The 13821-nt window shown below is 61.1% G+C and carries 7 protein-coding genes; 6 read left to right on the forward strand and 1 reads right to left on the reverse strand.

Annotated elements, in window-relative coordinates:
• Positions 1–76 precede the first annotated feature (76 nt).
• The 5 genes from ABID26_RS23425 (at position 77) to ABID26_RS23445 (ending at position 4921) form a co-directional block, all read left to right on the forward strand.
• On the forward strand, positions 77–523 hold the full coding sequence (locus ABID26_RS23425; protein WP_354416766.1) for a DsbA family protein: 447 nt from the start codon (positions 77–79) through the stop codon (positions 521–523).
• Positions 489–680 (forward strand): DsbA family protein, encoded by a 192-nt coding sequence (locus tag ABID26_RS23430; protein WP_354416768.1) that lies wholly within the window; start codon positions 489–491, stop codon positions 678–680. Before ABID26_RS23425 ends, ABID26_RS23430 begins: the two co-directional genes overlap by 35 nt.
• Before the next feature lie 242 nt (positions 681–922).
• On the forward strand, positions 923–1477 hold the full coding sequence (locus ABID26_RS23435; RefSeq protein ID WP_354416769.1) for a UPF0149 family protein: 555 nt from the start codon (positions 923–925) through the stop codon (positions 1475–1477).
• 396 nt (positions 1478–1873) lie between these two features.
• On the forward strand, positions 1874–3340 hold the full coding sequence (locus ABID26_RS23440) for an NAD-dependent succinate-semialdehyde dehydrogenase (protein WP_354416796.1): 1467 nt from the start codon (positions 1874–1876) through the stop codon (positions 3338–3340).
• 483 nt (positions 3341–3823) lie between these two features.
• A complete protein-coding gene (locus ABID26_RS23445; protein ID WP_354416770.1) occupies positions 3824–4921 on the forward strand; it encodes a helix-turn-helix transcriptional regulator in 1098 nt (365 codons plus the stop codon).
• Between the two features lie 376 nt (positions 4922–5297).
• Here ABID26_RS23445 and ABID26_RS23450 read toward each other — a convergent pair whose 3' ends face one another.
• On the reverse strand, positions 5298–6431 hold the full coding sequence (locus ABID26_RS23450; RefSeq protein ID WP_354416772.1) for a helix-turn-helix transcriptional regulator: 1134 nt from the start codon (positions 6429–6431) through the stop codon (positions 5298–5300).
• A gap of 716 nt (positions 6432–7147) precedes the next feature.
• Between ABID26_RS23450 and ABID26_RS23455 the strand changes: the two genes are divergently transcribed.
• A partial coding sequence (locus ABID26_RS23455) for a VCBS domain-containing protein (RefSeq protein ID WP_354416774.1) occupies positions 7148–13821 on the forward strand: 6674 nt, incomplete at its 3' end.

A 13821-nucleotide genomic window follows, 5' to 3' on the forward strand; every position in this document is an offset into this window, starting at 1 on the left:
GCGGCTGGTCTCGGCCGTGCTCGGCTCGCAAGTTCGCTGAGGTGTCGGTGGGCAGCCATGGGCGGAGGCGGTGGGAATGAAGCAGCTCGACTTCTTCTATTTCTTCGGGAGCGGCTATGCCTATCTGTCGGTGATGCGCATTGACGCGATGGCGAAACAGTCGGGCGTTGCCGTTCGCTGGCGCCCCTTCAACGTTCGCACCGTCATGGCCGAGAACAACATTGCCCTCCGCACCCAGGCGGCAAAGGTAAAGTACATGTGGCGTGATGTTGAGCGGCGCGCGGCGACGCACGGCGTGCCTTATGTCGGGGCACCCGTCTGGCCGACCGATCCGGACCTTCTGGCCAACCGTGTCGCAATGGTGGCGGCCGAAGAAGGCTGGTGCGAGGTCTACACCGTAGCGAGCTTCAGGGCGTGGTACCTGGAAGGCATGGAACTGGGCAGCCGCGCCCATTGTGCTGGCTCCCCTCGGTCAGGATGTCGACGATGTGATCGCCAAGGCCGACGGTGCCCGCGCCCATGAGCGGCTCAAGGCCGAAACCGATGCGGCCCGCAGCTACGGCATTTTCGGCTCCCCGGCGTTCGTCGTGGATGGCGAAACGTTTTGGGGCGACGACAGGCTCGAAGAGGCGCTTGCCTGGGCTGTCGGCCGACATGATCTGCAAACTTTGAATGGATAGGACTGAGCGCGCGACGCCTGGAATACTTCCGCATCGCGCAACGTCCTTCGATCGATGATTGCCGGGGAATGCCTAGCGATAAAAGATGACAATTCAATCATGTTCAGAGCGGTGGCGCGTTATGCCAGGATGGCTGCTTGCCGGTACGAGTCGACACCAAGCGTGCTCGCCAATCGAAGCCGCTTGCCGTGGGCCTGGAAGGCCGAACGCGAGGGCACTGCAAATCAGGAGCGACGGGCTGCATGACACAGAACAGCCAGGGGACGACAGCACGACCGAAGCTCGATGACGAGGCGTTCGAAGCCTTCATCAGGGCACGTCGTCCAGTGTCGCCGATCTGGTCGATGAGCGACCTCGACGGCTATCTCACGGCTCTCATCATCGGCCCGAGGTTTATCGACCCACGTCAGTGGATCCCGGAGCTGACTGGCCCGGAGGCCCTGAACCTGCCAATGGAGACAACCGAGCATCGGGCCGTGCAGACCATCGTTACGGAATACAACCGGATATCGGCAAGCCTCGCCGAAACGCCGAAAGACCACCGGCCCAGGTTCACCAGGATCGATGATCTAACCTTTGATGCCATGGACTGGGACGTCTGCTTTCTGATAGGAACCGGGTTCGCCCCCAAGCTGTGGCGGCCCGTCATTCGCGGCCATGCCGTCACCGGTGATATGATCGCGCCAATCCGCAAACTCAGCGAGACTAAAGGGTCTGCCACCCACGAGGATGTTGCTGCCGTCGCCGAAGCGCTCGTCAATATCCGAAGCTACTTCAAGCCAAAGCGCGCAAAGTAGAAGTTCTGAAACAACGGACGGCTCCTCGCCGTCAACAGGCTAAAGCCGTGGGCTGTTACGCTCACGACAGAACAGTTCGTCCGATCGTGAAAGCCAGAAAGAGGCGGCGGCCCTCGCGCCGTCCCTGCGCTCGTATGCCACTGGATCAGGTTCAACGGGTCACTGCGCGCTATTGGCAGTATCTCAGCCCCTTGCCAGGACTACCCTGGTGAGGTGCGCAGGTTGGACGATGCGACGCTGCCCTGTCAACTCAAGTGAGTCCTGTTTCGACAATCGGCTGCCGGCCAGGTTCGACAAAAATGGTGACGCTGGGATAAATGCCGAATGTCGCGCTGCGGCTAAGTTGCGTTCCGCGCTGTTCCGAGAACGATAAGGAGCTTTTCTGTGTCGGGCATAATGAGTTCGCTGCTTAGCCATCTCAAACAACCGGGTCTGTTCGCGACACTGGATCGCTTGGCATCCCCGGGTGAGCAATGGGATCGGAGCGTGTTCAAGGTCTTCAACCCCTCGACCGGCGAATTGCTTGCCGAGCTTCCCGATATGGGCGTGGATCAAACGAAGGCCGCGATCGACAGGGCCTATGTCGCGCAAGCCAGATGGGCAGCTCTGACTGCCCGCGACCGCAGCGACACATTGTGGCGCTGGCACCAACTGATTCTTGATCACACCGATGATCTCGCTGCGATCCTGACCGCCGAGATGGGTAAGCCGCTGCCCGAGGCAGTATCGGAAGTCTCGCACGCCGCCGCCTACTTGCAGTGGTATGCGGAAGAAGCCAATCGCATCTACGGCGAGACGATTTCTGCTCCTTCGACGGATCGGCGCATGCTGGTGATCAAGCAGCCGATCGGCGTCGTCGGCACCATCACCCCCTGGAACTTTCCTGCTTCGATGGTGGCCCGCAAGATTTCGCCGGCGCTGGCAGCCGGTTGCGCGATCGTGCTGAAACCGGCTGAGCAGACCCCGCTCGTCGCTGGCGCGATGTTCGCACTGGCGGCGGAGGCGGGTTTCCCCGACGGCGTCGTCAATTTGATCTATGCCTCGGAAGGTGCAGCGGTCGGGCGCGAACTCTGCACCAATCCAAAAGTGCGCAAGATCAGTTTCACGGGCTCGACCGAAGTCGGGCGGCTGCTGATGCGCCAGTGCTCGGATCAGGTCAAGAAAGTCAGCCTCGAACTGGGCGGGAACGCGCCATTCATCGTCTTTGACGATGCCGATGTCGATGCTGCCGTCGATGGCGCGATCCAGGCAAAGTTTCGCAATGCTGGGCAGACCTGCGTTTCCGCCAATCGGCTCTATGTGCAATCGGGCGTGCACGACGAATTCGCCGAGAAATTTGCCGCACGGGTTCGCTCGCTCTCGGTTGGCGACGGCTTCAAACCGGGTGTCGCCATCGGACCGTTGATCGACACCCACGCGCTCCTCAAGATCGAGGCTCATATTGCCGACGCGATCCAGAAAGGCGGCGCGATCTGCTGCGGCGGAAGCCGGGCGGGTCCCGGCGGCACTTTTTTCGAGCCGACGGTTCTGACGGGCATCACCAGTGAAATGCTGCTCGCTCAGGAAGAGACCTTCGGGCCGCTTGCGCCGATCATCCGTTTCGAGGACCCCGATCAGGTGGTGCGCGAGGCCAATGATACGATCTACGGCCTCGCCGCCTATTTCTATGCCTCCAATCTCAAACGCGTCTGGCATGTGGCCGAGGCGCTCGAATACGGCATGATCGGCATCAACACCGGCCGGATGTCATCGGAAGCCGCTCCCTTTGGCGGCATGAAGCAATCGGGGATCGGTCGCGAAGGCTCGCGACACGGCTTGGAGGAGTACCTCGAGATGAAGTATCTCTGTATGGGTGGACTCTAGCTCAAACGTTAAAAGCCAACCACCAGTGACCCGCCGATCAGACCTGCGCCGGCCACCGCCCATAGTCGGCGATGTTCTTGATGACGCGCTTAACCGGAATGTGCCCCATCCAACTTCGCGCTGTGGCGGAGAAGATCCAAGACTGTCGGGTTGTGGAGAAAGTATCCTGCCAACATGGAGAGGATTCTCGTAAAGACGGCTTTAAACGCTTTCGATCAAAGCGCGACTACGAACTTGGCAAACAATTGTCGGACTATCCCATGGACCGAGCTCGTCAATAGTATAAACGCCAGGAGAAGAGGCTTCGGGCTCACCTTGTCCCTTCCGGTCCTCCGCCAAACAGAGCTGAACAGCGAAATCATATATCGGAAGCTGGGCATCCCCATCGCCGCGCGCCACGTGAGCCGGCATGCCGAAAAGGCATTGAATTCCTTTTTATATTCGTGTTCATCACTGCGAGTATTTTTCTGGATCTCTGCACCGATGAACGAGCTTGACGGCAGTGTTTTGGATGCGATCTTTGAGGCGGCCGTTCTGCCCGAGCTGTGGCCGGCCGTATTGGACAGGTTGGCCTGCCGCGTTGGAGCAGTCGGCGGCGTCCTGTTCGCTGTCGACAATTTGAAGAAGGGTCGGTGGACGGCCTCAAAACGATTGTTTGACGTTATGCAACGTGTCGCAGAGAGTTTTGCTGAACGAAACACCCGCCCCCAGCGTGCACTGTCCAAAGGTTATGCTGGCTTCATGGCCGACCTGGACTTTTTAACGCCTGAGGAAAAAGAAGAAGATCCACTCTTTGCGGAACTTTTGAAGCCGAACGGTCTAGGTTGGGCTTGTGGCTCGGTCATTCCAGTTCCCAATGGTGATCTGCTGGTCTTCGACTTCGAGCGAGCCACCGAGGCAGGCAGCTTCGATCGTGCGTCCTTGCATCTTCTAGACGGCTACCGCCCTCATCTGGCAAGAGCGGGAGTGATGGCATCGCGCCTGCAAGTCGAGCGCGCGCAGAACGCAGCCGCGGTAATGCAGGCACTCGGCTTGCCGGGCGCTGTGCTCGGGAATAGCGGCCAGGTTCTCGCGATGAATCCGCTGATGGAACAATTGGAGCCACAGATATACGCGAGGGCCCGCGATCGACTTACATTGGCGCATCCACGGTCGAACGAAATACTCAATATGGCGCTGGCGGAGATCGAAACCGACAATGCTGCCGTTCGCTCCATAGCTGTGCCTGCGGTTGAGGGCAAATCGAGCCTAGTTGGTCACGTTATTCCGATACGGCGGCAGGCTCATGACATTTTCTCCCGTGCTACGACCCTTTTCGTTGCAACACCTCTCGCTGCTCCCTCCGCACCTCGTCCAGGCCTGCTTTGTGGCCTGTTCGACCTCACCCCGGCGGAGGATCGAGTCGCGAGGACGATCGCTGAGGGACACAGTGTCGAAACCGGCGCCGCCGCTCTCTCGGTTTCGACGGAAACCGTCCGCTCACAGTTGAAGAGTGTAATGGCGAAGACGGGTACGTCGAGACAGGCGGAACTGGTTCAGTTGCTAGCCGGCACGACCACGTTTTCCCTTCCGCGCGGATAAAGAACCGGCTTTCACCCATCCGGGTGATGCGTCCTTCCTGATGAGCCCTAAGAGTTTAGTGGGGTGGGGCGATGACTTTCCTGAGACGGGTGACAACGCGGTTGCAACCGCGGTCGATCCAATAATCGAGGCAAAGGCGTTGATGGCCGACGGAGCAAAAGCATCCGTCGGCCAACCGCGCGGTGGCTGTTGCACAGACCTGCGAGGAACTGCTGGCGATCGAAACTGCGATATGAGTTGTTCATTGCGCGGGACGCAACCCGTTCTGGCAAAGCGCCTTTTGGCTGCAATGTTGGGAAGTCAGGCATTGCTCTGTCTGGGCGCAACAGGCTGTCCCCTTTTGAACCGCTGCGATGGGTGATAATCGGCAGCTTTCTTATCGTCGCACGTGCGATGCTGCGCTGTCGATGGCTACTTGGCGGACCGGAGCAAGACGGGAAAACAGAGCGACCAGTTCAGCTTGCCGATGAGTGCCTGTCTTAGCGAAGATGGCCTTGAGCTGGGCGCGCGCGGTCTCGTAGCACACTCCCAATCGATCAGCTGCTGTCGCCAGCTCCTCGCCCGACGAGAGCTCGCGCGCAAGTCTTGCTTCCGCAGGAGTAAGCCCGAAGCACACTCGGAAGGCCAGTTCCGGTGGTCGAGGAGACAGGTCAGGATCCACGACGAGGACGATCACCTGACAAGGGGCGAGCGCATTGCATGACACGCCCGAAAGACGCAGCGCATAGGCAAACAACGGACGTCCCTTGGTGCGTGGCAACCGGACCGGAGGCATCACCACGGATGGAGATGCCTGCCATAGCAATGCTCGAAGGGTGCGGTCCAACTCGTCCGTCGCATTCCTGTCTCTCGAGGCGATACGCCTGCCCCTGACCTGAATGTCCCTTGCCATCAACTGCTCTGCAGCATTATTAACCCCCAAGACATCACCGCGACGGTCGAGCATCAAAGCGGCGGTTCCGCTGGAGTTGAACGCTTCCAGCGCGCCTTCAGCCCGCGCAAATCCCAGTGCCCGAGCAAGGGCGGACACCGAGCCCAAGTTTTTTGAGAGCTCACCCAGCTCTTGAATCTCCTTTGGCAGGAACGGACCTTGCTCAATCGTCCGCTGCAGCGACAGTGACCAGAACTGGTCTCCGGCGGCGATCTTGACGAGTGCGCACCATCGAAGGCCCAAAGGCGCAAGGAATTCCTGGTAGTATGGATGCTTTACGATAGCGTCAGGCGTCCGAAGATCGAGATCGGAGCTGACCCCGTTCCGCGCGAGGAATGGCACGAGACGATACCGCTCATCGCGGTGGATCCACTCATCTCGCACGTAAACTTCGAACGAAGACTCCATCGAATTGCTGCGCGGAATAGTGGGTAGATGCCCCTTTATGTCAAAGAGCAATGCGCCAGCGCTTCCTGTGGCTTTTTGAGCCACGTCCATCGCGGAATTCCAACGCGTCGGATCAACGGCTGCCTCAGAAAAAGCCGCGCCGATCGCAGCAAAATCGATTTGCGCGCCCACACCCATCCCCAACTTTGAACGAAAGCAGCGAAACGCACTTATCTAAGCACAACGATAAAAAAAAGACGAGATTATTCTTGCTAGAAATTGATCTCCACAACACTCCTTTCGATCAGCAGTTTAAACCGATTTGAATAGGCAGGTGTTCAACTTTTGTGGCCTGCAACCGGGCCAGTAGAAACTGGCACTTCTACGCCAATCGATACACTCGAACACCCCTAGAAAACGTTCTTTTGGATGCTGGTCATCATTTGATCGGGTAGGGACGCGGTTTTACCACGGGACTAGGTTCGCTCGCTCGAAGCGGTTAGTAACAAGGGCTAAGGCAAAGAGCTGGGCATTCAAGTTCTATAAGCTAGCATTTGTCTGGTCTCGTTGATGGCATAGCTGCAGCGGCAGTGTGTGGGCTGTACCGCCGACGGTCGGCTCGCAAATCGGTAATTCCACGCACCATTTTGAAGCGAAACATCGAAAGGAGTGCCGCATAACCCATTTGGGTGCTGCGGGCTGATTTTGCGCAGCGTATCTTGGGGTTAGATGCGGCCTTGGTACTTGGCGCCAATCTGGAAAGGTTGGTGTTTTCGCGGCGTGTGGAATCCGCGCGGCCCATCAGGGGGACGACGATGCTTGGGAATGGGATACTCTCGGTCCAGGGTGCTGGGTCGACTTACACGACGGGTCAAACAGGCCAGATATCCGAGGGACAGACGCTAACGGTGACGGGTATCACAGACCCGGATGGCGCGCCGAAAAAGGTAAGCTATCAATGGTACGTCTCTTACGATGACGGCGCCACGTGGCAAGCAATCTCGGGCGCTACCGGCACCAGCTACGCCATACCCTATTCCTCGTCCACATCATCGACAACTGTACTGTACAAGGTCATCGCGAGCTATCCGGAAGGCAGCGGCAAGAACGCGGTTACGGACAGCACAACCAGCGCGATCTTTTCCGTCCATGACGTCAACCAGACCGGCTCAGTCGCAATCAGCGGCACCGCAGCTACCGGGCAGACACTGACCGCCACGGTCACTGACGCAGATGGCGTGCCGGCAACCGGCATCGTCTATTCGTGGCAGGTCCTGAGGAACGGAACCTGGCTGACAGTCCAGTCGAGCAGCTCCAACCAGTACACGCTCTCCTACGCCGACGGCGGCAAGCAGGTTCGAGTGCTGGCTTCTTACACGGACACCCAAGGACACGTCGAGACCGGGATCACGAGCGCGTCGACGGCGCCGGTGACGATCGTCAATCAGCCTGGGTCCGTCGCGATCAACGGTGTGCAGGCCGAAGGCCAAGTCCTGACGGCGGTCATCAGTGATCCCGACGGCGCGCCAACTAGCGGCGCCACGTATCAATGGCAGGTGCTGAGTGGTGGAAAATGGCAGAACGTCGCCGGCGCGATGAGCCAGACCTACGCGCTACCCTACGATGCGAGCGGCAAGCAGTTCCGGGTGCTGGTGAACTACGTTGACGGGCACGGCAATTCGGAGAGTCTTGCGAGTGTCGGCACGAATGCGATCACCGACGTCGATCGGGTCGGTGCCGTGACGATGACGTCCTCGACCGGCCAGTTCCTCGCGGGCGCGGTTTTGACAGCCCAGCTCAGCGATGCCGATGGGCTACCAAAGGCCAACAAGATCACCTACCAATGGCAGGTTTCGGTCGACGGCGTGAGCTGGACGACGGTCCAGTCGAGCACCTCGAGCCAATATACCATCAACAGCATCGACACTGGCAAAGAGGTCCGGGTCGTTGCCTCCTATACCGATCTTCAGGGTCATTCCGAGATCGTCATGGCCGACCCAGTGATTGTGGCGCCGCCCGCAATCAACCACCCGCCGGTGGTGCAGAACGTGCTCCTTTCGGCGACCGAGGATGGTCTGGCGGTGACCAGCGCCTTCGCCGGCGACGACCCGGATGCCGATGACGATCCGTCGACGCTCCATTACACGATCACCTCGCAGCCGACGGAAGGCAGCGTCGTCAACAACAACGACGGCACCTTCAGCTTCAACCCCGGTTCAGGCTTCCAGGATCTCGCCGCAGGCGCGACGCGCCAGGTGGCCTTCACCTACACCGCGACCGACAGCCACGGCGCGGTCTCCAACACCGGCACGGTCTCGGTGACGGTCACCGGCGTCAATGATAATCCGGTTATCACCTCCGCCGCCCAGAGCGGCTCGGTGTCCGAAGGCGACGACGGCGCGTCCAGGACGGCGACAGGCCAAGTCACCTACAGCGATGTCGATGTCGGCGACACGCATGCCTTCGCGGTGAGCGCGGCGGCAAGCTACGGCACGGCAACGGTCGATCCAAACGGCACTTGGCACTACACGGTGGGCGATGCCGGCGCGGTCGATGCGCTGGCCCAGGGCGAGAGCCTGTCCGACAGCTTCACCGTCAGGGTGAGCGACAACCATAACGGCTATGCCGAGCAGACAGTGGCAGTCACCATCCACGGCACCAACGACGCGCCGGTGATCACCTCTGCTGCGCAGTCGGGCAACGCCTCGGAAGGCGATGGCCAGCCGGCCTCGGCCCAACAGGCAAGCGGCCAGGTCACCTTCAACGATGTTGACACCAGCGACAGCCACATGCTGTCGGTCAGCGTTGCCGCCGCCCATGGCACGGCGAGCATCGATCCTGACGGCACCTGGCATTATACTGTGAGCGACAGCGGCGCGGTCGATGCACTTGCCGCAGGCGAGCATCTTGCCGACAGCTTCACGGTGCAGGTCGACGACCATAATGGCGGTATCGCCACCCAGACGGTGTCGATCGACATCACCGGCACCAACGACGTGGCGGTGATCTCCGGCACCTCGACCGGCTCGGTCGTCGAGGCCGGCGGCGTCGCCAACGCCGACGCCGGGACGCCGATGGCGAGCGGCACGCTCACCGACACCGACGTCGACAATCCCGCCAACACCTTCACGGCGGTCGCCGCCGGGGCGGCCACCGACCATGGCTACGGTACCTTCGGGATGACGGCGGCGGGCGTGTGGACCTACACGCTCGACAACGCCAACGCCGCCGTCCAGGCGCTCAACGCCGGCGACACGCTCACCGACAGCTTCGCGGTGACGAGCATCGACGGCACCCTGCAGCAGATCAGCGTCACCATCCACGGCACCAACGACGTGCCGGTGATCGGCGGCGTGTCGAGCGGCGCGGTGACGGAGGATGTGGCGGTCGACGCCAGCAGCCACCTCAACGCCTCGGGCGCGCTGACCATCGCCGACGTCGACCAGGGCCAGTCGAGCTTCGCGGCGCAGGCCGGCGTTGCCGGCAGCAACGGCTTCGGCACCTTCACGCTCGCCGCCGACGGCAGCTGGACCTACAGCGCCGACAACACGCATACGGCGATCCAGCAGCTCGGCGCCGGGCAGAGCCTCACCGACAGCTTCACCGCGGTCTCCTCCGACGGCACCGCCAGCCAGCTCGTCACCGTCACCATCCACGGCACCAACGACGTGCCGGTGATCACACCGACATCCCAATCCACGTCCCGCATAGATTTCGAAGACCTCGATCCGATGGGCGGATACCTGCGTACGCCGAGCTACAGTCATAAAGGCTTCGCATTCGCCGCTTCAGAACCCACGCCAACAAATTATCTGATTTTTTATGCTTGGGCGTCCGGCACAGCCTTGTCGCCATCCTCGCCTGGTGAGGCGATACACATCTATCGACCGGACGGAAAGACGTTCGGAATCAGTTCAATTGATCTCGATGCTCAATACGCCGCGCCGTATTCAGCAACTTTCATCGGGACTTTGGCCGACGGCCGACAGATTACCCAGACGTTCGTCACCGACTCTGCACATGTCGACTTTCAGACATTCCATTTCGACCCGAGTTTTTCCGCTGGCTTGGTCGACCTGCAATTTGCGCCGATGGACTATCCGTACTACGTGGCGGACAACATCGTGCTTACGACTGGATCGGGATCCGATCTGGTCGGATCGATCGTCGAGCGGCCATCGACGGTTGGCTCTTCGAGCCAGGATCAAACATCAGGAACGATCATCTTTACGGATGCGGACCTTAGCGACACGCACACCGTCGCTGCAGGTGCAGCAAGCTTTATTTGGTCGGGCGGGGACCTGACGGCAGGCCAGCAAAGCACATTGGCGGCCGCCGGAAGCATTGCGTTCAACGAGAGCGACAGCACGGGAACCGGCATCGGAGCGATCGACTGGGCGTATCACATCACCGATAGCGCCATTGATTTCCTCGCCAGCGGCCAAACCCTCACGGTGAGCTATGACGTCACGGTAACCGACAATAACGGAGCGACTTCAACGCAGCCGGTCACCATCACGATCTCAGGCGCCAACGATACACCGGTCGCCGTTGCCGACCAGGTTGTGGTAACTGAGGACACGCCGCTTTCGCTGTCCGCGGCTCAGCTTGTCGCCAATGACACCGATCCGGACACGAGCGATACGCTGAGTGTGACGAGCGTCGGCAACGCGGTGAACGGTACGGCCGTCCTGAACGGCAGTGCGATCGATTTCACGCCTGCCGGAAACTTCTCCGGCATGGCGAGCTTTGACTATACGATCGACGACGGCCACGGCGGAACGGCGACGGCGACGGCCCGTATCGACGTTGCACCAGTGGCCGACACGCCGACGCTGGTCATCGGCGCATCGCCAACGGACCTCACGCCGCAACCCGCAGGTGGCGAGTTTCGGGTCAATAGTTATACGGCGAACGACCAGTCCTTGCCCTCGGTTGCGGCCCTTGCGGACGGCGGCTTCGTCGTCACGTGGATGTCCGATAGCCAGGAGGCCGGACCCTACGGCGTTTTCTACGGCGTCTATGGCCAGCGCTACGGCGCTGATGGTGCACCAATCGGCGACGAGTTCCACATCAATACCTATATTTCGGACTGGCAGGCCTACCCCTCGGTGGCAGCACTGGCGGGCGGCGGCTTCGTCGTGACGTGGAGTTCGTTCCTCCAGGACGGCTCGGGGTGGGGGGTGTACGGCCAGCGCTACGGCGCTGATGGCGCCCCGTTGGGTAGCGAGTTCCGCGTCAACACCTATACGCTTTATGAGCAATGGGCCCCCTCGGTGGCCTCTCTGACGAACGGCGGCTTCGTCGTGACGTGGCAGTCCAACCTCCAGGACGGCTCAGGTCTCGGTATCTACGGACAGCGCTACGGGGCAGACGGCAGTCCGCTAGGCAGTGAGTTCAGGGTCAACACCTATACGGCGAATGACCAGTGGGCACCCTCAGTGGCGACGCTGGCGGGCGGCGGCTTTGTCGTGACGTGGAGGTCCGTGGGGCAGGACGGGTCCGGTGAAGGCGTGTACGGTCAGCGATACGGCGCCGACGGCGCGCCTTTGGGTGGCGAGTTCCGTGTCAACACTTATACGGCCGGTGACCAAGTGGCTCCAACGGTAGCGGCGCTGGCGAGCGGCGGCTTTGTCGTGACCTGGATGTCCAATGGACAGGACGGCTCAGGCTGGGGCGTCTTTGGCCAGCGCTACGACGCCGACGGCTCTTCCGGCGGCGAGTTCCGCGTCAACACCTACACGGCCGGTGACCAGCAGTCTCCCTCCGTAGCAGCGCTTGCGGATGGCGGGTTCGTCGTGACCTGGATCTCCTATGGCCAGGATGGGTCTAGTTGGGGTCTCTACGGCCAGCGCTACGATGCATCAGGCACTGCGGTCGGGCAGGAGTTTCAGCTCAACGAGACGACCGCTGGCAACCAGGTCAGTTTTGGCGGACACTCTATTCCTCTAGCAGTACTTTCGGATGGTCGACTGGTGCAAACCTGGTACGGTGATCCTTCGGTAAGTGCCGCTGAGGTTTATGCGCGGCTGTTGACTGTGCCTGCCGAGGCCCCCCAGGACCAGCCCCTGACGCTGCCGACGATCACGGCCGCGCTCACCGACACCGACGGCTCCGAGAAACTCGTGCTACGGCTCTCGGGCTTCCCTGCCGGCGCAACGTTCTCGGTTGGTGCACTCGATCCAGCGACAGGCGATTGGGTTGTCAGCGATCCCGCCGACATCGCGTCTCTTGCGACAACGCCGCTGGTCATGACGCCGCCCTCAGGCTGGAGCGGCAGCTTTACGCTCTCCGTGACCGCCGTCGTCACCGACATCGCGCTCCCGTCTACTGGACTTGCCAGCGACACGACCTCGATCACGCAAACGCTTGCGGTCACCATCGCGCCAACGCCGGTCAACCACGCGCCGATCGTAAAGAACGTTCTTCTTTCGGCAACCGAGGACGGGTTGGCGGTGAGCGGCGCCTTCGCCGGCGACGACCCGGACGCCGACGACAATCCCTTGACACTCCACTACACGATCACCTCGCAACCGACGGAAGGCAGCGTCGTCAACAACAACGACGGCACCTTCAGCTTCAACCCCGGCTCCGGCTTCCAGGACCTCGCCCAAGGCGCAACGCGCCAGGTGGCGTTCACCTATACTGCGACCGACAGTCATGGCGCCGTCTCCAACACCGGAACGGTCACGGTAACGGTCACCGGCGTCAACGACGGTCCGTTGATCACATCCGCTGCCCAGAGCGGCTCGGTCTCCGAGGGCGACGACGGCTCGGCCAGAACTGCGACAGGCCTGGTCACCTTCAGCGACGTCGATGTCGGTGACACGCATGCCTTCTTGGTGAGCGCGGCAGCAAGCTACGGCACGGCAACGGTCGATGCCGACGGCACTTGGCACTATACGGTGAATGACACCGGCGCGGTCGACGCGCTGGCACAGGGCGAGAGCCTGTCCGACAGCTTCACGGTCCGAGTGAGCGACACTCATAACGGCTATGCCGAGCAGACGGTGGCCGTCACCATCCATGGCACCAACGACTCGCCAGCCGATCTGACGCTTTCAAATGATTCCGTGCCCGCAAATCTGGCCGGGGCCATTGTCGGCACGCTCTCGGCCATCGATCGTGACCAGAGTGACACCCTCACCTACAGCATCCTGCCGGGGCTCGATGGTTCCCAGTTCACGATTTCTGGCAATCAGCTCCGGGTCGGCAGCACCGGGTTCGACTATCAGCAGGCCAGCAGCCATTCGGTGACGGTCAGGGCGACTGACCAGTCTGGTGCCTATGTCGACCAAACCTTCACGGTCGAGGTGCTGCCGCGCAACCAGATCGCCCTCACCACCGGAAACGACACCGTTGGTCCGCAGACCCAGGACACGCAGGTGACCGGCAATGCGGTCACATTCAACGCGGGCGACAGCCTCACGGGCGGCAGCGAGACCGACTCGCTCGTTCTTTACGGTTCCGGCACATTCGACCTGAACAGCCTGGCGCAGTTCACGGGTTTCGAGGAGGTCGATCTCGTCAACTACTCGAACTCTGCCAGCGCGCTTTACCTCAGGCCCGGCCAGGACATCAC

It is taken from the genome of Mesorhizobium shonense, from assembly GCF_040545255.1.
Lineage (GTDB): Bacteria > Pseudomonadota > Alphaproteobacteria > Rhizobiales > Rhizobiaceae > Mesorhizobium > Mesorhizobium shonense.

Bases quoted from the DNA above. Each gene is read 5' to 3' on its own strand.
- ABID26_RS23445 (WP_354416770.1), top strand. From the start codon at position 3,824: ATGAACGAGCTTGACGGCAGTGTTTTGGATGCGATCTTTGAGGCGGCC.
- ABID26_RS23440 (WP_354416796.1), top strand. From the start codon at position 1,874: ATGAGTTCGCTGCTTAGCCATCTCAAACAACCGGGTCTGTTCGCGACA.
- ABID26_RS23425 (WP_354416766.1), top strand. From the start codon at position 77: ATGAAGCAGCTCGACTTCTTCTATTTCTTCGGGAGCGGCTATGCCTAT.
- ABID26_RS23435 (WP_354416769.1), top strand. From the start codon at position 923: ATGACACAGAACAGCCAGGGGACGACAGCACGACCGAAGCTCGATGAC.